The organism is Armatimonas sp., from assembly GCF_043757465.1.
Classification (GTDB): domain Bacteria; phylum Armatimonadota; class Armatimonadia; order Armatimonadales; family Armatimonadaceae; genus Armatimonas.
In genome coordinates, this window is record NZ_JAYVPL010000080.1 from 1 (window position 1) to 22,772 (window position 22,772).

12 protein-coding genes are annotated in these 22,772 nt (G+C 61.1%); 9 read left to right on the plus strand and 3 right to left on the minus strand.

The genetic code is table 11. From position 1 onward, the window contains the following. Positions 1–288 (plus strand): helix-turn-helix domain-containing protein (locus ACH2ED_RS10835; protein WP_395090927.1); only part of this gene is annotated, 288 nt, incomplete at its 5' end. Positions 289–320: 32 nt separating this feature from the next. Here the strand turns inward: ACH2ED_RS10835 and ACH2ED_RS10840 are convergent. From ACH2ED_RS10840 to ACH2ED_RS10850, 3 genes are read right to left on the minus strand one after another with little or no spacing between them, the layout of a single operon-like run. Next, complete coding sequence (locus tag ACH2ED_RS10840; RefSeq protein ID WP_395090928.1) at positions 321–1,019, minus strand: hypothetical protein; 699 nt, start codon at positions 1,017–1,019, stop codon at positions 321–323. Positions 1,020–1,068: 49 nt separating this feature from the next. After that, on the minus strand, positions 1,069–2,358 hold the full coding sequence (locus ACH2ED_RS10845) for a VWA domain-containing protein (protein ID WP_395090929.1): 1,290 nt from the start codon (positions 2,356–2,358) through the stop codon (positions 1,069–1,071). After that, positions 2,355–2,999 (minus strand): hypothetical protein, encoded by a 645-nt coding sequence (locus ACH2ED_RS10850; RefSeq protein WP_395090930.1) that lies wholly within the window; start codon positions 2,997–2,999, stop codon positions 2,355–2,357. The genes ACH2ED_RS10845 and ACH2ED_RS10850 overlap by 4 nt, the downstream gene beginning before the upstream one ends. Positions 3,000–3,132: 133 nt before the next feature. Here ACH2ED_RS10850 and ACH2ED_RS10855 point away from each other — a divergent pair, with 133 nt between their 5' ends. From ACH2ED_RS10855 to ACH2ED_RS10890, 8 genes are read left to right on the plus strand one after another with little or no spacing between them, the layout of a single operon-like run. Next, positions 3,133–8,253 (plus strand): DEAD/DEAH box helicase, encoded by a 5,121-nt coding sequence (locus ACH2ED_RS10855; protein ID WP_395090931.1) that lies wholly within the window; start codon positions 3,133–3,135, stop codon positions 8,251–8,253. Next, complete coding sequence (locus ACH2ED_RS10860; RefSeq protein ID WP_395090932.1) at positions 8,253–11,039, plus strand: DEAD/DEAH box helicase; 2,787 nt, start codon at positions 8,253–8,255, stop codon at positions 11,037–11,039. The genes ACH2ED_RS10855 and ACH2ED_RS10860 overlap by 1 nt, the downstream gene beginning before the upstream one ends. Before the next feature lies 1 nt (position 11,040). Continuing rightward, complete coding sequence (locus tag ACH2ED_RS10865) at positions 11,041–15,330, plus strand: Eco57I restriction-modification methylase domain-containing protein (RefSeq protein WP_395090934.1); 4,290 nt, start codon at positions 11,041–11,043, stop codon at positions 15,328–15,330. A gap of 42 nt (positions 15,331–15,372) precedes the next feature. After that, positions 15,373–15,711 (plus strand): hypothetical protein, encoded by a 339-nt coding sequence (locus ACH2ED_RS10870; RefSeq protein WP_395090935.1) that lies wholly within the window; start codon positions 15,373–15,375, stop codon positions 15,709–15,711. Positions 15,712–15,714: 3 nt separating this feature from the next. Beyond that, positions 15,715–17,946, plus strand: coding sequence for a DEAD/DEAH box helicase (locus ACH2ED_RS10875; RefSeq protein WP_395090937.1), 2,232 nt, complete (start codon positions 15,715–15,717; stop codon positions 17,944–17,946). Continuing rightward, positions 17,943–20,579: an McrB family protein gene (locus ACH2ED_RS10880; protein ID WP_395090938.1), complete on the plus strand. Its 2,637-nt coding sequence runs from the start codon at positions 17,943–17,945 to the stop codon at positions 20,577–20,579. The genes ACH2ED_RS10875 and ACH2ED_RS10880 overlap by 4 nt, the downstream gene beginning before the upstream one ends. After that, positions 20,557–21,903 carry an McrC family protein gene (locus tag ACH2ED_RS10885; protein WP_395090940.1) on the plus strand — a complete coding sequence of 449 codons (1,347 nt, stop codon included), beginning with the start codon at positions 20,557–20,559 and terminating at the stop codon, positions 21,901–21,903. The genes ACH2ED_RS10880 and ACH2ED_RS10885 overlap by 23 nt, the downstream gene beginning before the upstream one ends. Further along, complete coding sequence (locus tag ACH2ED_RS10890; RefSeq protein ID WP_395090942.1) at positions 21,884–22,627, plus strand: GNAT family N-acetyltransferase; 744 nt, start codon at positions 21,884–21,886, stop codon at positions 22,625–22,627. The genes ACH2ED_RS10885 and ACH2ED_RS10890 overlap by 20 nt, the downstream gene beginning before the upstream one ends. Positions 22,628–22,772 lie beyond the last annotated feature (145 nt).

Genomic DNA, 22,772 nt, shown 5'->3' on the forward strand with positions numbered 1-22,772 from the left:
GAGGCGGCGGAGATTCTGCGGCTTTCGGAACATACAGTGCGCGACCAGGTGCGGGATGGAAAGATTCCTTCGACTAAGTTGGGGCATCGGACGGTGCGGATTCGGCGGGCGGAGGTGGAGGCGCTTTTGCCACGTGCCGAGAGCCCGAGCGTGAGGCCGATTCGGCTGGATCGTGTGGGGATTGGGAGCTGGTTGCTTGGCGTGGTGGACAGTGAGGAGAGCGCCGAGGGGAAGCTGGGACGGATTCAGGCGTTTGCGCGAGGGCTTACGGTGGAGTTGCGAACGTAGCAGTACTCCACCGGATACCAAACGTCGCCTCCCTACTTACGCCCGTTGCGCTTCCGGCTGGCTCGGGCGATACGGCTGCGGTTGCGATCCTTCTCAGAGCGCTTTTTCAGCGGCATGGCACCTAATCCTGAAGAGGAGCCCGACGAGGAAAGGTTCACCGGCGGCGCGAAGCCAAGTTCGCGGTTGTACTGAGTGAGCCATGCTTGGATGCCTTCCTCCGAGCTCATGTCGAAGCCGCGATCCCGTCCCTGCATGAACATCGACTTGGCTGGTCCGTAGTTCTCAGGGTTGGCTAGCTCCCGTTCCAGGCGCATCGCGGCCTCGTCGTCGAGCGCTGCGACAAAGCCGGGCGCGTTCTCCAGAAGGTAGGCCCGCCCCAGGAAGCTCCAGAAGGCTCGTAGCTCCACGATGATCGCCGCTGCCTCGCTCGCCTCGACCGAGACTTTGCGGGGAATCTCTTCAAAGATCACACTGTCGAAGGAATCGGGGTCGAGATCGGGCAGTCCGGCTGCCACATACCGTATCATGAACTCGACAAAGGTACCGGCCCAGTGTAGCTCCTGACCGGAAGCGGCCAGCGCGACGCCCTCCTCGGAGCGCTCGAACTGTGCGATGATCTCATCCCGATAGCGGCTCGGGGCATTCTCATCGAACTCCTCGATGATGTCATCGTCGTCGAGCGCTTGGTCGAAGAAGGGAGCGCGTATGTCAAAAGGGGGCACGTTGCTCATTGATTTTTCCTGTCGGTTCGCTAGTCCGATTATAGCCTATGCTGCGACTCTACCGTCGCCGAAGAAACGTCGGAATATCGAGCATATCGGTTTCCGTGCCCGTGTAGCTGCTCTCAGAAGGTGCCGCCAGACGTGTCTGCATCTTACGCGACTTATACAGTGCCTCTTTCGAAGCCAGCGCCACATCCTGCTCTAAAAGCCGCTCCATCTCCACCACGCTGTCCGCTATCCAGCCATGCTCCGCACCCAGCTCCCGTAGCTCCGCCAGCGCACGCTCCGCACCCGCACGGTCGCCACGGCCCAGACGACGGCGGAAGGAGAGGAGGAGACGCGCACTCAAAGACTCCGCTCGACGGCTGATGAGCAACTCCTCTTCGGGCAGCGCAGACCAGGTGCTGGCCTCCAGCGCCGGGAGCTCTAGCAGGCTCAGTGCCATCGTAAAGCCCGTTCCCTCCATGCCCTTGCCTGAGACGCTCACCGAGAGCAGGGCGTGGCTACCCTCCGCCTTTGCTCCATGGTGTAGGCGCACCAGAAGCCATGTCTCCGCGCCGTAGGCCAGGTCGGAGAGGGGGATCGGTCCATCCGCTCGGATCTCTTCTTGGGAGAGCACCTCAACGATCACGCCCGCACCAGGGACGAGAGTGGCCGAGAGCTGGCGGCTATGGAGCGCCTCCACCAGATCCAGCTCCTCCGCGAAATCCCTGTAGAGGTCTTCGGCACTCTGGCTGAAGTAGTTCTGCCCTTGCCCCGCCTTGGCCATACCCACCATCAGCTCTTCGTTAAAGCTACGTCCTAGACCAATCGTGGTTGTGCTGATCCCCGCTCCCGCCATCTCCTTGCACTGAGCACAGATCGTGGGAATATCGGTAATGCCCTCGTTGGCTTGGCCGTCGGAGAGCAGTACCACGCGAGAAAGGGTTCCCTCCCGCTCGGACTGCGTCGCCAGCTCTTGCGCGCCCTGGAGCCAGCCCCCGTGTAGCGCCGTATTGCCCCCCGATTCAATGCCCGCAATCGTGCTCTGGAGCCGTGCAGGGTTTCCTGTGTGCTGGAGGGGCACGAGAGTCTGCACACGGTTGTCGAAGACGACCACCGCCACCTGATCCCGCTCGGTGAGCCGCTCGACAATGAGCTGTGCACAGCGCTTCGCCTCAGCCAAGGGCTGCCCATCCATCGAGCCCGAGCGATCCAAGACCAGTGCCAGGTGCAGAGCGGGTCGCTGCTTCATCTCACTTTGAGGCGGCGCGGTGGGAGCCTGCACCCGGATCAGCACATCGAGCGTGCCCCCTGCCTGAGAGATTCCCGACTTCTGCGGGGTTAATGTAATCGTTGCCGTTGTCATAACCGTAACCGTCCTTTCCGGGCGAGCTCGCCCAGCAGTGCGGCGCGAAATAGCTCCGCCGCACTCTCCACCTGCTCCGCGGTGACACTCTCCAGTGCCGACTGCGAAAGCGATACCTCACACCAGTGCGTGAGAGTCAGCCGTAGCCGTACCTCGCGCACTACCCCCTCCGTCGCCAGCTCCCGCTGGGCCGCTCGCACCCCTTGCCGCTGCTTGAGCGCCACAGGGTTAGGGGCAGGTACGGGCAGGGCAACGGGAGCTGAGGAAACGGTTTCCCCTTGCTGAAAGCGCTCGATGAGCTCCTGTGCCTTGGTTTTCTTGGTTGCCCGCTGTGGCAGGAGCGCAACTAGGGCCTCGTCCGTCTGCATGGACAGATACTCGCCCACTTTAGCCAGCGGCCAGCCGTCCTCCAGAAGCGTACGTGCCGCTAGAAACTCTATCGCCTGTCGCTGCCCAAAGAGCGCCTCTCTGCCCTCGCGCTGTGGCCGCTGGAGCACACCCGAGGTGACATAGAAACGCACCAGGCGCTCGCTGGGAGTCGGTTCCTGACTCAGTGCGTAGTGCGGCAAGAGATCCGTGAGCACGTCGGCGAGCTGGGCCGCGGTTCCTGTCCAATCTGACGAAAGTTTCGATAACACCATGATTAATGGTAACATTAAATACTGTTATTTTTATTCTGTCAAGCAATGGGCTGAAATGAGGTACACTTTCGAATACGTCCTGCTTGGTCTCCAGGCAGGATAAGCTCTCTCGATTAGGGAAAGTACGCTCACTATGTTTCTACTGCGGCAGCAACTTGTTAACGATTTCAGTGAGTACATCCACAGCTTTCTCAACATTAAACAATCTCGAATCTCAGAGTATGTTGAGAACGAACTGGGGCAAGGAGCGCTCTGGCCAGAGCCTCTAGTGCAGCTTAATCCGTCGTTTGAACCAGGACAGCTCATTGATGAGTTAGTAGAGATAGGCAGACTGGATGCACGCTGTAGTGGCATTTTTCGCCGAAGCAAGTCGGAAGCCGCACCGAATGGACAACCACTGCGTCTCTTTCGGCACCAAGAACAAGCGATAGATCGGGCGCAACAGGGGAAGAACTATGTCCTGACAACGGGAACCGGCTCAGGAAAAAGCCTTAGCTACATCCTGCCGATTGTGGATGCCATTCTCAAAGAAGGATCGGGCAAGGGCATTCGAGCACTTGTCGTCTATCCGATGAACGCGCTGGCTAACTCACAGGTGGGTGAGCTGACGAAGTATCTAGGAGCAAAGCCGCTCGTGACTTTTGCGCGTTACACCGGCCAAGAGTCCCAAGAGGAGCGTGACCAGATTACGGCGAGTCCACCCGACATCCTACTAACCAACTACATGATGCTGGAGCTGATTCTCTCCCGCCCGCTGGAGAAGCAGCTCGTGGAGTCCATGGGCGGCTTACGGTTCGTGGTGCTGGATGAGCTCCACACCTACCGGGGACGGCAGGGAGCCGATGTCGCACTTTTAGTGCGGCGACTCAGAGAGCGATCCGGCGTGCCGAAGATTCAGTTCATTGGCACCTCAGCGACGATGGCGACGGAGGGAAAGGCAGCGGAGCGGCGGCAAGCGGTCAGTGAAGTAGCCACACGTCTCTTTGGCGTAACTGTCCAGCCTGAGGATGTTATTGGGGAGACTCTACAGCGCCTCTCACCCGCTCGACAAATTCAAGAGGCGACATTTCTTCAAGAACTAGGTGAGAGTCTTGGTACAGAAGCCCCCACCCGTCGCGGAGCATTTCTCTCTCATCCCCTCACAAGCTGGCTGGAGTCCACTATTGGCCTACGCACCGACGATGAAACGCGATTGGTTCGCGCACACCCGGCACCACTACACGGAGCGCAAGGAGCAGCGCACCTTCTCGCCTCGGATCTGGGCATCGCTGAGGAAGAAGCGGCTCTTCGCATTGAGAGTCACTTACTTGCGGCGGGCAATATTGAGCCTGATCCCCGCACGGGGGCACGCCCCTTTCTGTTTCGTCTGCACCAGTTTCTCTCGCCCGGAACTGGCGTTTTTTCCACGCTGAACGAGGGCGACGACCGTTATCTAAGCCTAGATGGGCAGAAGTCCGACCCGAACAACCCGGAGCACTTACTCTTCTCGCTGGCGTTCTGTCGCTCGTGTGGGCAGCACTACTACCTGGTGTTCCGCCAGCAGGATGAGAGCGGGGTTGAGCGGGTGATCCCGCGGGCACTCTCAGAAAATCCCGTGGATGAGCTGACGACCAAGGGCTTCCTCTACATTCCTGAGGACGGCACTTTCCCGAACCCTGAGGATCTCATCCCTGAGGACTGGTACGAGGAGCACCGTGGGAAGCGACGTCTGCGAAAATCGCGGGAAGCCTACCAGCCCCAATCCGTGAGTGTGGGGAGGGACGGACGCTTTGGGGGCAGTGTACAAGCCTGGTTTTTGCGCGCCCCTTTTTGCCTCTGTGTCAACTCAGACTGCGGCGTAGCGTACACCCCACGCGACAGTGACATCAGCAAGCTGTCTGTACTCGGACTGCAAGGACGGAGCACGGCAACCACGACACTTAGCCTCAGTACGCTGGCTTTTCTGCGGGAGAGCAAAGAGGTCGAGGAGAGCGCCCGTAAGCTTCTAGCATTCACCGATAACCGCCAGGATGCCTCCCTCCAGGCAGGGCACCTGAACGATTTTGTTGAGGTGGGGCTACTGCGTGCAGCGATCTATGCAGCGGCGCGGGATGCAGGCAGCGGTGGGATTGCACAAGATGCTATCGCGCTGGCTGTCGAGAAGCAGCTTGCCTTGCAGCCCGAAGACTACTCGGAGCAAGCGGGTGCACTTCCTCGCCAAGTGGAGCAGCGCCGTAAGGCACTGCGTGATGTGCTCGGCTACCGTATCTTCCGGGATCTGCGGCGTGGCTGGCGGATCAATGCGCCAAACCTAGAGCAAGTGGGACTCCTGAAGATTGAGTACCCGGATCTGAGGTTTGTCTGTGAGGACGAGAGCTACTGGCAAGGGAGCCATGAGCTGCTTTTAGGAGCCAGTGCCGCAACGCGAGAGTATATCTGCTTGGAGCTTCTGGAGCGCATGCGAAAGAAGCTGACGATCCATGTGGACTATCTCAAAAGCGACTATCAGGAGCAGATCCAGCGCAACAGCTCCACGCTTCTGAAGCTCCCCTGGGCACTCTCCGACGACGAGGCAGCAAAGATGGAGACGGCAACTTTCGCCTGGCTCCACTCCGGAAAACTCAAGGATGAGCTCAACGACTTATTCCTGACTCCGCGCAGTGCACTCGGGGTCTTTCTGCGGCGTCAGAGTACGTTTGGGGTCGCGGGATTAAAGCTCAATCTGGAAAGCACACAGACACTTCTTGAGGATCTGGTGCGGGTACTTCTCAGCGTTGCCTTGATCCGTGAGGTAGAGCCCGCGACAGGACTGACGGCGTACCAGCTCAATGCCGATGCGTTTGTTTGGCGGGCGAGTGAGCCTGCGGAGAATGAGAAGCGGACACAGAACCGGTTCTTTGAGCGCTTCTACCGAGAGCGTGCCACTCAGCTCAAGGGAATCTACGCACGCGAGCATACCGCGCAAGTCCCTGCTCGTCAGCGCGAGGAGCGCGAGCAGGACTTCCGTGCGGGGAAGCTGCCCGTGATGTTCTGCTCCCCCACGATGGAGCTAGGAGTAGACATTGCGGATCTCAACGTCGTGAACCTGCGCAATGTCCCCCCCACTCCGGCGAACTACGCACAGCGCAGTGGTCGCGCGGGACGAAGTGGACAGCCCGCTCTGGTCTATACCTACTGCACCTCGGGAAGTCCGCACGACCAGTACTACTTCCGGCGGCAGGAGCAGATGGTTGCGGGAGCCGTTGCCCCGCCCCGCCTCGATGTCGCCAACGAAGACTTGGTTCGCTCTCATGTCCATGCGATCTGGCTAGGTGAGGCGGATCTCTTTCTGGAAACGTCACTGGCGGATCGGGTACTGGACGTGCAGGGAGATACTCCGACGCTTTTGCTCCGTGAGGAGCTGACAGAGCGCCTTCAAAGTACCCAGGTGCGTGACAAGGCACGGCAGCGGGCGAGGCGGATGCTCGACGACATTCAAGCGGAGCTCTCGACAACGTCCTGGTACACGGATCGCTGGCTTGATGACATCATTGGGCAGATTCCGCTGAGCTTTGACCGTGCCTGTGACCGCTGGCGAAATCTCTACAGAGCGGCTCTGGAGCAGGCACGAGCACAGGATAAAATCATCCGCGATGCCACCACGCAGCACGGGGCGCGTGAGCAAGCGCAGCGGCTTCGGCGCGAAGCGGAGCAGCAGATGGCACTTCTCCGAGATGCCTCCAGTGCCACCCTCTCGGACTTCTATGTCTACCGGTACTTGGCCAGTGAGGGCTTCCTGCCTGGCTACAACTTCCCCCGCCTGCCGCTCTCGGCATATCTGCCCGCACAGCGGGGCAAGAGCGATGATTTTCTCTCTCGCCCCCGCTTTCTCGCAGTCTCTGAGTTTGGCCCTGGGGCGGTGGTCTATCATGAGGGATCGCGCTACCTGGTGGATCGGGTGCTGACTTCGGCGAGCGGACGTAGTGAGGATGGAAAGCTCAACACGCTCTCGGTGAAACTCTGCACTACCTGCGGCTATGTTCACAGCGGCGACATCGTCACCACGGTGAATGTCTGTGAGCGGTGTGGCTCGCCGCTGGAGCAAGAGGCGGAGATCGTCAATCTGTTTCGGATGGAAGCGGTTAACCTCCGACGGCGCGATAGGATCACCTGCGACGAGGAAGAGCGGATGCGGCAGGGCTACGAGCTGCGTACCGGGGTTCAGTTCAAGGGGCTCCCCGGAGCGCTTCAGAGCTTTCGTGCCGAGGTGAAGGGAGCGGATGGCGGCATGTTGGCGACCATGACCTATGCTCAGGCGGCGACGATCTGGCGCATTAACGTCGGCTGGAACCGGCGCAAGAACAAGCAGGCCCTGGGCTATCAGCTGGATACGGACACCGGACGCTGGCTCTCGGATACGGGAGCAAATACCTTGATGGAGGCGGACACCGATACCCACGCCCAGCGGGCACAGCGCGTCGTGCCCTTTGTGGAGGATCGGCGCAATGCGCTGATCTTTGAGCCAAAAGCAGCTCTGAGCATCGCGCAGTTTGCCAGCCTCCAGGCGGCACTCAAAGCCGCGATCCAGGCAGTGTTCCAGCTCGAAGACAGTGAGCTGGCGACTGAGCCACTCCCCAGCTCCGATGTGCGCAATGCGGTGCTTCTCTATGAATCGGCGGAAGGGGGTGCGGGGGTTCTTCGCCGCTTGGTGGACGAGCCACGGGCACTGCAAACCGTGGTGCGTAAGGCGCTGGAGCTCTGCCACTACGACCCGGAGACGCTGGAGGACAAGCGGCGTAGTGAGCGGGCACGCGAGGACTGTAGCACGGCTTGCTACGACTGCCTGATGTCCTATGGCAACCAGCGAGACCACTTGCTGGTGGATCGGCGGGCGCTTCTGGAAGTGCTGGTTGCCCTCAAAGACGCGACCGTGGAGGCGGGCAGTGGTCTGAAAAGTCGCAGTGCGCAGCTCGCGCTGCTTTTAGAGAAGGCGGGATCTAACCTGGAGCGGGAGTGGCTGAAGCTCCTAGAGGCGAAGAACTTGAACCTGCCAACCTATGGTCAGTACCGGATTCCCGACGCGCACACGGTGCCTGACTTTGTCTATGTGCACGGTGCGACGAAGCTGGTGGTCTACATAGACGGCCCACCGCACGACTACCCCCAGCGGCAACTTCGCGATGCGGAGCAAGACTTCACGCTGATGGCGCAGGGCTGGCTTGTCCAGCGGTTTCACCACAAAGCTGACTGGGAGAAGCTCCTCAAAGAGTTCCCCTCGGTGTATGGAGCAGTTTGATGAGCTATGCGGTAGGAAGCCTCGTTCGGGCACGGGGTCGTGAGTGGGTGGTGCTGCCCGAGTCCAGCGAGACATTGCTACACGTAAAGCCGCTTGGGGCGACGGATCTGGAGGCGACGGCGATCCTGCCCGCGCTGGAACCGGTGGAACCCGCGCAGTTCTCCCTGCCTAGCCCTGAGCGCCTGGGAGATGAGCGGGCGGCGCGGCTTTTGCGGGATGCGGTGCGTCTGGGGTTTCGTGCGTCGGCGGGACCGTTTCGGGCGCTGGGAAGTGTGGGAGTTGAGCCACGCCCCTACCAGCTCGTGCCACTTCTGATGGCGCTCCGCCAGAACCCCGTACGGCTGCTGATTGGGGACGATGTCGGGATTGGAAAGACGGTCGAGGCGGCGCTGATCGCAAAAGAGCTGCTGGCACGTGGCGAGGCGGAACGGCTGTGCATTCTGTGTCCCCCCCATCTCTCCGAGCAGTGGCAGATGGAGCTGGAGACGAAGTTCAATATCGAGGCGCAGGTGGTGCTCCCCAGTACAGTCGCACGGCTGGAGCGGCAGTGCCCTCCGGGACTCTCGGTCTTTGAGCACTTCCCTGCCACGATTGTCTCCACGGACTACATCAAGTCCGAGCGGCGGCGCGATGACTTCCTGCGCACCTGCCCCGAGCTGGTGATCGTGGACGAGGCGCATACCTGTACCCAGAGTACCGGAGCCGGGCAGCTTCGCTTCCAGCTCCTGCGCCGCCTGGCAGAGAGCAAGACGCGGCATGTCGTTTTGGTGACGGCGACCCCGCACAGTGGCAATGAGCAGGCGTTTCGCTCCCTGCTCTCGCTGCTTGACCCGTCGTTTACCAGCTTGCCCGACGAGCTGGGCGGCGATGCCAATCGCCCACACCGGGAGCGACTGGCGGCACACTTTGTCCAGCGGCGGCGCAAGGACATCACCACCAACTTTATCGAGGACACCCCGTTCCCCGAGCGCTTAGAGACGGAGCTGACCTACACGCTCCACGCAGACTACCGGGCGTTCTTCGACAAGGCGCTGCGCTATGCGCGCGAGCAAGTGGCGGATACCACGGGCACGCGCTTTCAGCAGCGCATCCGCTGGTGGTCGGCGCTGGCGCTCCTGCGCAGTATCAGCTCCAGCCCCGCCGCCGCCGTGGCGACTCTTCGTGCCCGTGCCAATAGCGCGGATGCCCAGAGCGAGACGGAAGCCGATGAGCTGGGACGGCGGGGCGTGCTCGATCTCTCCGACACGGAGTCTGGCGATGCCTTCGATGTCGCGCCCGGTGCGGATGCCGAGAGTGGTGACTCGCAGAGCCGGAGGCAGCTCTTGGCACTTGCACGCGAGGCGGAGGGGCTACGTGGGACGAAAGATCGCAAGCTCATGGGGCTGGTGGAGACAGTACGAAAGCTCCAGACAGATGGCTTTAGCCCGATTGTGTTCTGCAAGTACATCCCTACGGCGGAGTATGTCGCTGACGAGCTGCGGCAGAAGCTCAAGGGCACCGAGGTCGCGTGCGTCACGGGGCAGCTCCCCCACGACGAGCGTGAGGCGCGCGTGTCGGCGCTGGCGGAGCAGGAGAAGCGGGTGCTGGTCTGCACGGACTGCCTCTCCGAGGGGATCAACCTCCAAGAGTCCTTCGATGCCGTACTCCATGCCGATCTTGCCTGGACACCTACCCGGCATGAGCAGCGCGAGGGACGCGTGGATCGGTTCAACCAGAAGTCGGCGACGGTGCGCGTGGTGACGTTCTACGGCGAGGACAACCCGATTGATGGGATCGTGCTCAATATCCTACTGACCAAGCACAAGCGTATCCGCAACTCGCTCGGAATCTCGGTGCCGGTGCCCGTGGACTCGGATAAAGTGCTGGAGGCGGTCTTTGAGTCGCTGGTGCTGAAGGGGATTTCGAGCACGAGCCAGCTCGGGCTCTTTGACGACGCGGAGCTTCCCGGCGCGAAAGACTTAGAGACGGAGTGGCAGCGAGCGGCGGATCGGGAGAAGAAGTCGCGGACGCTGTTTGCCCAGAACGCCATTAAAGTGGACGAGGTCGCGCCGGAGCTGGAGGAGGTGCGCCGTGCGCTCGGCTCCCCGCTGGACTTGGAGCGGTTTGTGCGCGAGGCTCTGCGCGGCTACGGGGCGCTACTGGAGAGCAAGCCGGTCTTTACGGTCAATCTCAGTGAGACGCCGCGTGCCCTGCGCGATGCCCTGAGCTACGAGAAACCGTTCAAGGCGACCTTTGCTCTCTCCGCGCCGCGTGGCGTGGTGGCGCTCACCCGCACGCAGAGCTTCGTGGAGTCGCTGGCGAGCTTTGTGACGGATGCGGCGCTGGCACAGAGCGATGAGAGTGTGGCGGTGCGCTGCGCGGTGACGGCGACCAGTGCGGTAAAGGAGCTGACGACGCTGCTCGTCCTGCGCTTCCGGTTCCAGATTGTCGGGCAGAAGAGCGAGATGCTGGCAGAGGACACGGCAACGGTCGCGTTTCGAGGGCAGCCCACCAAGCCGGTCTGGCTTCCGTCCAGTGAGGCGGAGGCGCTGCTGGCCGCGCCGCCAAGCGGCAATATCGCCCCGGAGCTGGGCAGGCGTTTCTTGGACATGGTGCTGGCGCAGCAAGAGGCGCTCCAGCCCGAGCTGGAGCGGCTGGCACAAGAGCGAGCGGCGGCGGTGCTAGCCTCCCACCGGCGGGTTCGAAAGGCGCTGGAGAGCTCCCACGCGGCGCGGGAAGTCCGGGTGCAGGGCGCTCCCGACATCCTGGGAATCTACCTACTCATGCCCCACGCAGGAGGACACTAGCATGGCACGACGGGAGTCTCTAGGGTACTCGGCGATTCGGACGGAGGGGGCGATCTTGCCGCCGAGCTTGCTGGCGCGGGTTCAGCAAGGCGATGGCAAGCTGGCAGGACTGAAGCCGGAGGACTACGGGCTGAGCGGGGAGCGGCTGCGCGAGGCGGCGAGCCGGGCGTGGAACGCGCTCCAGAGTGCCTGGGCGAGTTTTTCCAATCAGCGCGAGAAGCTGCCGACGGGCGATGCGGGAACGAGCCTGACGCGCAACCGCTGGCTCTACCCCGTGCTCCGAGCGCTGGACTTTGGCGTGCTGGATCTCCAGCGGGACTTTCCGACGTCGCACCTCTACGGCCACGTGCCGATCCACACGGTGGGCTTCACGGTGGGGCTGGACGAGCGCACGAAGGGCAAGACGCCGCACGGGACGGTGCAGTCGCTGCTCAACGCGTCGGACGAGCACCTCTGGGGGATCGTGACCAATGGCCTGCGCTGGCGGCTTCTGCGCGATAGCGCGAGCCTCTCGCGGCAGGCGCTGGTGGAGTTCGACCTAGAGGCGATCTTCACCGGGCAGCTCTACGATGAGTTCTTGCTGTTCTGGCTGCTGTGCCACCAGTCGCGGCTGAAGTCCGAGACACCGGAGACGTGCTGGCTGGAGACGTGGTCGAAGGCGGCGGGCGAGGAGGGCAAGCGGGCGCTCGATACCCTGCGCGATGGCGTGCAGGCGGCGATTGAGGCGCTGGGCCAGGGGTATCTTCGCCACCCACTGAACACGACGCTCCGCGAGAGAGTGCGCTCCGGTGCATTAGAAAAACAGGACTACTACCGCCAGCTCCTGCGCCAGGTCTACCGCCTGCTCTTTCTTTTCGTGGCGGAAGACCGTGGCCTGCTCTTTGCCCCCGATGCCCCGGAGAGTGTCAAGCAGACCTTCACTGCGTTCTACGGCACCCAGCGCCTGCGGCGATTGGCGGAGCGTCTGCGCGGCTCCAGTCGCCACTACGATCTGTTCCGGCAGTACCGCCTCCTCACGAGCAAGCTGGGTGCGCCCCACGGCTGCCCCGCGCTGGGACTCTCCGCACTGGGTGGGTTTCTCTTTGCGCCGCACACCTGCCCGGACCTGGACAGCGCCGACCTCGCGAACCCAGACTTCCTGCTCGCGATCCGCAAGCTGGCCGTGACCCAGGAGGGCGGGCGGCAGACGCGGGTGGACTACAAGAACCTGGGGAGCGAGGAGTTCGGCAGTGTCTACGAGTCGCTGCTGGAGCTACACCCCGAGCTACGCTCCGATGGCACGGCGTTCTCCCTGCTCTCGGCGAGCGGGAACGAGCGCAAGACGACGGGGAGCTACTACACGCCGGACTCGCTGATTCAGGTGCTGCTCGACGAGGCGCTGGAGCCCGTGGTGGACGCAGCGGTCAAGCAAGCCAACCCCGAGCAGGCGATTCTCAATCTCAAGGTCGTTGATCCCGCCGCCGGGAGCGGGCACTTTCTCATCGCCGCCGCGCACCGGCTGGCACGGCGCTTGGCGCAGGTCCGCACGGGCGACGACGAGCCGTCGGTGGAGGCGACCCGCAAGGCGCTCCGGGACGTGATCGGGCGGTGCCTCTACGCCGTGGACTTGAACCCGATGGCGGTGGAGCTGTGCAAAGTCGCGCTCTGGATGGAGGCGCTGGAGCCGGGCAAGCCGCTCTCGTTTCTCGATCACCATATCCAGTGCGGCAACTCGCTGCTCGGCACGACTCCCGCCCTGCTCGCGAGTGGCATCCCCGATGCGGCGTTCACGGCGATTGAGGGCGACGATAAGGCGGTCTGCACGGAGTTCAAGAAGAAGAACAAGATGGCGCGGGAGCACAACGCCGTCCAGCTCTCGCTCGACGATGCGCCCGCGTGGGAGCGCCAGGGTGAGCTGGCGACCGCGCTCCTCTCGCTCTCCGCCGTGGACGATAGCAGTGTGGCCGGGATCGCCGAGAAAACGTCGCGTTGGGAGAAATTCGTGGCATCGTCCGCCTACGAGAACAATTGCCTGCTCGCCGACGCCTGGTGCGCCGCCTTCGTCTGGAAGAAACAGCGCTCGGACACCGCGCCGCCCTACTACCCGCTGACGCAGGAGCACTTCGCCAAGGTTCGCAAGAGTCCGCACAGCGTCGAGCCGTGGATGAAGACCGAGATTCGCCGCCTCGCCACGCAGTACCAGTTCTTCCACTGGCACCTCGCGTTCCCCGATGTGTTCAGCGCGGAGGGTGAAGGGGGCTTCGATGTGGTGCTGGGCAACCCGCCGTGGGAGCGGGTGAAGCTCCAGGAGAAAGAGTGGTTCGCCACCCGCCGCCCCGAGATCGCCAACTCCGCCAATGCGAGCAAGCGCCGGGCGATGATCGAGAGTCTCAAAACCGACGACAACGCGCTCTACACGGCGTTTCTTGAAGATCGGCGCAAGGCAGAAGGCGAGAGTCAACTTCTCCGCCACACCGACCGCTTCCCGCTGTGTGGACGCGGCGACGTAAACACCTACGCCGTCTTCGCCGAACTCTCGCGTCAGGTGCTTTCTCCGACGGGGAGAACGGGAATTATCGTGCCGAGTGGAATTGCCACCGACGACACGACTAAGTTTTTCTTCCAAGATTTGATAGCAAAGAAAAGCCTGGCAAGCCTCTATGACTTCGAGAACCGCCGCTTATTCCCAACGGTTCATGCCAGCTTCAAGTTCTGTGCCCTCACGATGGGGCAAATCGGCGGCGTCACCCATGACCCGGAGTTCGTCTTCTTCGCGCACGACACGTCCGATCTCCGTGATGCCAACCGCCGGTTCACGCTATCGGCGCAAGACATTGCGCTTCTCAACCCGAACACAAAAACTTGTTCCATCTTCCGATCCCGCCGCGACGCCGAAATTACGAAAGCTATCTACCACCGCGCTCCGGTTCTCATCGCCGAAGGATCGCCCGAAGTCAATTCATGGGGCATTGAGTTCATGGCGATGCTTCATATGGCTAACGATTCGGGGCTATTTTTGGATGCGCCAAACGAAAATCGCTTGCCGTTGATGGAAGCGAAAATGCTTCACCACTTCAGCCACCGCTGGGCGACTTACGATGCCAGCGGCGACACCCACGACACGACGCTATTCGACCTCGCCAATCCAAATTACGCCATCACGCCGCGCTACTGGATAGACGCCGACGAAGTAGACGCCAAGCTGGAGAAGCGCGACAAGGACGGCAACCTACTATGGGAGTGGGAAAACGGATGGCTACTCGGCTGGCGCGACATTACCAACACTACGAACGAACGCACCGTGATCGCCAGCCTTCTGCCGCGTGTGGGAACGGGTGATACATTTCTTCTCGCGTTTCCAGAAGTCTCTGCGGTGCTCGCGGGTTGCCTTCTTGCCTGCTGGTCATCCTTCGTTCTCGACTATGCCGCCCGTCAGAAGGTTGGTGGAACGCACCTCAAGTATCACGTATTCAAACAGCTTCCCGTTCTGCCACCGGAGACGTATTCCGCACTCGCGCCGTGGGGCAGTGGCGAAACCCTCTCCTCCTGGATCGCCCCCCGCGTCCTAGAACTCACCTACACCGCCTACGACATAACCCCCTTCGCCCGCGACTGCGGCTACGACGGCGAACCTTTCATCTGGAACGACGAGCGCCGCTTCCAGCTCCGGTGCGAGCTCGACGCCGCGTACTTCCACCTCTACGGCATCAACCGCGACGACCTCGACTACATCATGGGCACCTTCCCCATCGTGCGGCGCAAAGACGAAGCCAAGTACGGCACGTACCGCACCCGCGACCGGATTTTGGAAATCTACGACCAGATGGCCAGCGGCGCGTTCGTCTCCCCGCTCGACCCGCCGCCTGCGCACGGGTGGACGCCGCCGGACTCACCTCCCCCCGCGCCTGAGAGCGCGACCCCCTCCGGCTCTCGCTCGTCCCTCGCTGCGAAGGGGGGCAATAGTCACGATGCCAGCGCCACGTCTTACCCCCTTCGCGAAGCCGGAGGGGGTCGCGAGGAACGAGCGGGGGGAGGTGACTCACTGGCCGGAGGGGGTCGCCGTCTCAGCGGCGGGGAGAGGCAGAGCGGCGGGGAGAGGCAAGAAGCCGCACCTGACCTGGGTGCCACCGACGACGACAGCCCGCTCACCCTCGCGCTTCCCGTGGGGCGCGTGCGTGTGAACGGCCAGGACGCGGAGCTACTCAGCAAAACCCCGCTGGGCGGCGGGCGCGTGCAGTTCCGAGTCGTGCTGGAGGCGACCGGGGAGATCAAGAACTTTGTCTGTCCGCCTGCGCGGGTGGAGGAAGCGTAGAAACCACCGGCGATATACTCAAATCAGAGGAGCAGAACCACCATGACACTTACCATTGACATTCCCCAAGACAAAGAAGCGATCCTGCGCGAGGCAAGCGCACGGCACGATCTGGAGAGCCTGCGCCAGCTTCTGGGAGACCTCGCCACCCCGGTCGCTCTCGCGCTCCTCGAAGACGATCCTCTCGAAAACGCACTCGCCAAGCTCCGCAACCGCGCTCCCTCGGAGATTGCTAGCGCACAGGCAGCGGCGCGAGCGAGTCTCCAGCCGCCCCAGCACGCACTCCCCGACGGTAAGACACTCGGCCAGACCCTTGCGGGAGCCTGGCCCGGCGAAGAAACCGACACCGAGATCGCCTCGGCACTCCGAAAACTCTCCTGAGCCATGGCAACACTCTATCTGCTAGATACCAATATCCTCGTCCACCTGGTACGCGCCGACGCCACCTGGCAACAGATTCGCGACCGCTACGACCTGCTCCTGACCGAGACCTGCCCGCTCCTCAGCCCCGCCACGGGAGCATCGCTTCTGGTCACCTACCGCGATAGCGATCAAGAAGACAGCGGCGTGCAGCTACGAGACTGCCGCGAGCGTCAGCGGCTCCACGCAGAGTGGAAGGAAGCCAACCCAACCGCGTCGCGCCGTCCCAAAGACATCATGGAAAAGACACGCTGGAGCTATGACAAGCTCCCGTTCCGGCTCCGTATCGTCACCGAGGGCACCGATGCCGACCTGGACACGATTTTGGGGATGCTCTCCGCCAAGGACAATGAGCGGCGCATCTTCGCCGAGCGCTGGTCTACCTATGGCCGCGACGAGTCCTACACCACCACACCCAAGCAGCTTCTCTACGCCGCGTGGGTGACGATAAAGCGCTTCCAGATAGTGCGCGATGCCGACGGACACGCGATTGAGGCGTTTGTTGAGGTCGAAGCAGTCGAGTCCCGAGGTCAAAGCGACGGGATCTATGTCTACGGCTCCCGGAAAACGCTCCCCGAGGACGGCGAGGTCTACACGCTCGATGCTGACCCATCCAATATCATGGGGCAGTGGGCACAGACCCTCACCGATGGCCTGAGCGCTGCCGAAACAGAAGGCAACCCCGGCATCCATGCCCTCTACCGCCGCCTCGCTCAGCCTGACCTGACCAGCCCGGCGACTTGGCCGGATGCCGCCGCCGAAGCACAGAAGCGCTTCCTCGCGGGACTAGATGCCTTCCACGCAGCCGGGCTCTTCCACGACTTCGAGCAAGGCAAGCGTGAGTTCATCGGCGAGCACGGCGGCGATCCGGTTCTGCTGGTTCAGGGGCCACCCGGCACGGGCAAGTCCTACTCCAGTGGCTTCGCCATCCTCGCGCGCATCCAAGGCGCAATGGCCGCCCAGCTCCCGCAGCGCGTCTTTCTCTCCTGCAAGACCCACAGCGCCACCGACGTGCTCAGGGATGGCGTACGAGAAGCCGTCGAGAAACTGGAGTCTTGGCACCGAAGCAATCCCACGCTCTACAGACAATACTTCGAGACGCGCCTGCTGGATCTCCCCTTCGTGCGCCTCGATCCCGAGAAGCCGATCCAATGGGACGCCGACCCGTATCTGATCGTCGCGGGAACCCCTAGCGGCATCTGGAAGCTACGGCCAAAGGACAATCTCTTTGGCCTACATGTCTGTGATCTGCTCGTGCTGGATGAAGCCTCGCAGATGTCGCTGCCTGAGGCACTCATGGCCTCGCTCTCACTGAAGCCCGGCGGGCGCGTGATCGTGGTGGGAGACCCCAGGCAGATGCCCCCGATTGTGCAGCATGCCTGGGACACCGAGGCACGGCGCACCTTCGACTTATTCCCCACCTACCGCTCACTCTTCGACTTTCTCAGTGCACTCAATCCTCCCTATATCCGCTTTACGGAAAGCTTCCGGCTCCACCAGGTCATGGCCGAGTTCCTGCGCGAGGAGATCTACCGCCACGACGGGATCCACTACCACTCCCACCGCACCAGCACTCTCACACCACATACCTACGACAACCCTCTGGTTGCTGCTGTCCTCCACCCTGACTTTCCGCTCATCGTCGTCCTGCATGACGAAGCCGAGAGCCAGAGCCGCAATGGTTTCGAGGAGCAGCTCCTGGGACCGATTCTCGCCGCGCTCACCGATCAGCACAACCTGGAAGCCAAGAAGGGGCTCGGCGTCGTGGTTCCCCACCGGGCACAGCGCTCCGCCCTCCAGCTCGCCTACCCCCAGCTCTGCGTTCTGGATGACAATGGCCAGATAACCCTCTCCGCCGTGGATACCGTGGAGCGCTACCAAGGCGACGAGCGCGATGTGATCGTCATCTCCGCCACCGAGAGCGACCCCGACTACATCCAGGCATCCGCAGGCTTCCTGCTCGATCCCTGCCGCCTCAATGTCGCCCTCTCCCGCGCCAAGAAGAAAATGGTACTCGTCGCCTCCCGTAGCATCTTCGAGTACTTCAGCGCCGACGAAGTGATGTTCCGCAACGCCCAGATATGGAAGAACCTCCTGCGCCGCACCTGCCACACAGAACTCTACCAAGGCGAGCTAGAAGGCAAGCCAGTGGCGATATACGGCTGCCCCATTCCACAGAAAGAAAATCCCACGTGACATCTGAAAACCGCGCCGACCCGACCTACGCACGCCAAATTATTGAAAAACTGCTACCAGATCCAACAGTACGCCTTCCTGTCCTATCGCTGCTGGTGGAGCTGATCCAATCTGCCAACCGGAGCCCAGACAAATGGGGGATTACTCTTTTTCCGAACCAGTTTGCTCTGAATACAGGGCGACGTTACTACACTTTCTGGCTGGAAAAATCGGTACTCCACCTTTACTGGATAGCAGAATCAAATGAAGAGGAGCCACCAGGAACACGGGCAAGCTTTACTACCTTGGTAAATGCACGCACTGTTGATAAAAAAATAGCAGAAGAGCTTATTCCTTGGCTAGAGATTCTTCGTCCACGTATTGAGCGATTAATCACCGCAGGAAATGCCAGTACAAACGCACCTCTCCATCCGAAGGCACAGCGCTCCCACTCACCGGGTATCCTGCGTTATCTGGAAGAGGAGCTTGGCATATCGCTACCAGACCCAATCTATCCACCACCTGCCGCCACCTTCACTTGGATTCCCTTCTTTGAGGAGCTGGCTGAGCGGGTCTTGACCTACCGAAATCGGCAAGAGGAACTGATTGGCCTTCTCCAAAAACTCCACGGACAAGGACGAAAAGTAACAACTCTGGACGACCGTGACGCATCGGGATCATCCTTCCCTCTAACAGTTCAAGACCCATTCACCTTCTTCTCACACTTCTGCCGTGGCATTACCTTCGCCAACAAGAAAGACATCTTCTCCGACTTGAAGGCAGAGTGGGGGCTGGAGTCTCCCGTCCCTACCGACCTGCGCGGCGTGCCAGAGGTAAATAACCAACGCGCCTGGTTTTTCTCGTATGAGTCACATCGTGCTCCCACCGATCTTGATGCCCTCTGGGACATCGCGGAACAAGCCATCCAAGGGGCGGAGGCGATCACTGAGTCGGCATGGCGCAATGCGCTGGAGGTGCGGCAGGTTGGGCTTGCGAAGCTGACGATGGGCTTCTTCTGGCTCAACCCAGAAGAGTTCTTGCCACTAGATCAGAACGTTCGAGGCTACCTGCGCCGTGCGGGTGTCACAGTTCCCGACCCCATCACGCTCTCGCAGTACCGCACGCTCCTCGCCGAAGCTCAAGATCGCCTTCAGATGAGCCTGCCCGAGATCTCCTACGCAGCCTTTCAGAACACGCCGTTACCCACTCAGATCAAAGAAAACGCATCGGATACCTACATGCCTCTTCCTATTTTTCCTCTCAACACTATTCTCTACGGCCCTCCTGGCACCGGCAAGACCTATGAAACCGCCCGCCGAGCAGTCATGATCATAGATGACTCCGCACCCGATGACCGAAAAGAACTCATGGCTCGCTATCGACAACTCCAACGCGAAGGGCGAATAGGGTTCGTCACCTTCCACCAGTCCTATGCCTACGAGGACTTTATCGAAGGAATCCGCCCTGTGATGGATGAAGAGGACGGCGAGGGGAGCCCACGCTATAGGATTGTGGATGGGGTATTCAAAGAGCTGGCACTCAATGCACTTGGAACCATGCTACACCCCACCTTGACTACTTCCAATGCTAGCCCGAGTTTCGCCGTTTTCTGGGAAGCTCTCGTCGAGAAAATTGAAAACGAACCTGCCTGGACGCTGAAGGGGCGTGGGCATAGTGAGTACCAGCTCAGCCTGACAACTTTAGGAAATCTGCAGGGAGTTAATGTCAAGGGAAACGCTCAGCGTCCTTACAGTGCCACGCGCAGCAAGATTGAGCAGGTTTGGCACCAGCTCCCTGAAGATCAGGAACCAAGTCACAATGCGCTGATGGACATTCTGAAAGTTGGGACGCACACCAACTTGATCGGAGCCGTCATTGACGAGCTACGCTCCATTGCGAAAACGCCGCCAAAGCATATTTCTCCACCAGAAAAGTCAGCAAAGGAAAAAGCCAGAGCCTATTTGCGAAACAGTGAAGCCAGTGCCTTGACACTAGAAGAAGTCGCTCTGCCGCGCTATGTGCTGATCGTAGATGAGATCAACCGGGGCAATATCAGCAAGATTCTGGGCGAGCTTATCACGCTTCTGGAAGACGACAAGCGCATCGGGGAGGACAATGAGCTAACCGTGACGCTGCCCTATTCACGTGAGACTTTTGGGGTGCCCTCAAACCTCTATCTCGTTGGCACCATGAACACCGCTGACAAGAGCCTGGCACTGCTGGATGTCGCGCTTAGGCGGCGCTTCACGTTTGAGGAGCTGACTCCCGACTTCAGCGTGTGCGGGCTTTCGCCCGAGATGCAAAAAGCGCTGGAGGAGCTGAACCGGCGTATCACGCTCCGCAAAGACCGGGATCATCGGATCGGGCACGCGTTCTTTATGAAAGTCGGGAGCGACACAAATGCCTTCGATGCAGCGTTTCGGGGGAAAGTGCTCCCCCTCCTCCAAGAGTACTTCTTCAACGACTGGGATGGCGTGCGCTATGTTCTGGGAGAGCTGGACAAGCCCGGCGGGTTCGTGATGACTCTAGGCAGTGAGCAAGATAAGCAAGATAAGAACATCCGTAACCGCTGGCAGTGGTACACCGATGCCGGGATAGAGCTTTCTCCGCTCACGCAGCTTGTGAAGAACTATGGATACAATCAGACTTCCTGAGTGGGGGCGCGTCCGCGTGCCCGACCTCACCAACGACCAGCGCGAGCGGCTTAGTGACCTCTCGGTCGCGTGGAAGGAGGCCAATCGCCTGCCTGCGCTGCCGCTTTCCTTCGAGGGCACTGATGGGAAGACACTGGTCACCCGGCAGTATGTTGGGGTGATCGAGACCGATGACATCGCCATCGAGATCTACCCCAAGCTCGACAAGGGAATAGGGGAGACAGATACTCTGGCGGAGGGCAAAGAGAAAAGCGTCCTGGCGAACCTGATGTGGATGCTACAGGAGAGTGGCTACGACGATCTTGTAGACACGGGCGATGGTGGGCTGGACGAGTCGCAAGAATCTTTCCCCGATCTCTTTGCGCTCCTCATGGCAAAGCGCCTGCGAGACGAGCTGGCGCGGGGCGTGCCACGGAGTTACGAGCGCTTTGAGGACGATCTCAAGACCGTGCGTGGGCGTCTACTGGTGGGAGAGCAGGCCACCCGCAACTTCGATAGATGGGACCGCATCGCCTGTACCTTCGACGAGTTCACGCCGGACACAGCCGTCTGCCGCATCCTGCGTTGTGCCTGTCAGACGCTACAGGGGCGTGTTCGCCACGCAGAGGCACGCCGCGTGCTCTCGGAGTGCCTAGGGCTTCTCGACGAGGTCAGCGATATCTCTGTTGCAGAGGCACTGCACCATGCCAACCTACTTCCCCCCTGGAGCCGCGGTATGGAGCGCTTCCGTCGGCCTTTCACGCTGGCAGTGCGCCTTCTGCGTGGCCTCTCCCATGACTTGCTGGCGGGGCACCGTGACACCTTTGTCTTCCTGCTGAACATGAACCGAGTCTTTGAGGCATTCGTCACCGCGGCACTAGAGGCACGCTTTGGCGTTCCGATCCGGACGCAGGAGCCTATCGGGACACTCCTCAAAACGAAACCAGGCGGCATCCAACAAAAGCCTGACTTTCTCTGGAAGACGGAGCAGGGCATCTGGATCGGCGATGCCAAGTACAAGCACCTCACAGCAGGCATGGAGATGAGCCTGACGTTTGCAAAAGACGAGACCGCGCCCGCCGGTCGCTTTCTCAGCCCGGATGACATTCGGCAGCTAACGGTCTACGCCGAGCTAGTGCGTCGGCAGGAAGCACTGGATACGATCCCTCATCTGGCACTCTTTTACCCCTTTCAAGGGAGCGAGGCTCAGCTCAGAGCCGATAGTACACTCGCCTGGAACGACTCGATTCTCTGGCTCGTGCCCGTACTCCTCCGACAACAGAGCAAATTGGCGAGCATCCTTCCGGTAAACTTCCCTGAAGCGCATGCGAACGAAACGAATTAAAATGACAATGGAGGCGTTTCATGCCCTCCCACGCCACTACGCCTGGAAACACGAGTACTGGGATGGCACTGCCCACATCCGCCCCCGCGAGCTGGCCGTGTTCGCCGCCTTGCCACTCCATAACCTCCCCGAGCCAAGTGTCACACCACCCGCCGGTCTGGTGCATGCCCCCCTCACCGATGCCACGCCCGAAGCACTGGCCCAGCTCTACCGCGCGGCGTTTTGCGATACCCCCGACCTCTGTGACTATGTGGGAGAGATTCTGGAGCGTGAGATCCAGCGCTGGCTGACCAAAGACATCGCCCGTGCCCATCCCGTCTCTCTGATTCTGCGCCCCAAGCGGCATCCGCGCACCGTGGCAGCCTTGCTCCTCGTCAAGAAAACCGCCAGCGGCTTCCTTCTCGATACCCTCGCCGTGCGCCCACGCTACCAGCGCCAGGGCGTGGCCACCTCTCTCCTGCGCCACGTGGTTCCTCACCTCCTCGCCGAAGGGGCCACAGAGCTGCTCACCACCTACCATCCCGCCAACGAGCCCAGTGTTGCCTGGCACACGCAGCAGGGTTTCGTTCCTCTTCCGTGTCTCTCACTCATACGCCTCAAGCTCCACGCCGCCCACGCCAATCGAGAAGAGATGGAGCTTCTTGCCGCCGAAGTGGAGCACCTGGAAGCGCAGGCAGAGCGCGAGGGCTACGAGTCCGTCGAGCCAATCCTGCGCCTCCGCTAAATACGGGGCTCTTAGGGAAGTAATACGGAAATTGGCAAGTGCTTCTAAACTTTAGTTTCCGCTAATTGCGGGGGACTTTTCAGCCTTCTTTTGGCGACGGTGCGCCACGATTCCCACCGGCAAATGGCCAAAAACAGAGCGCTTA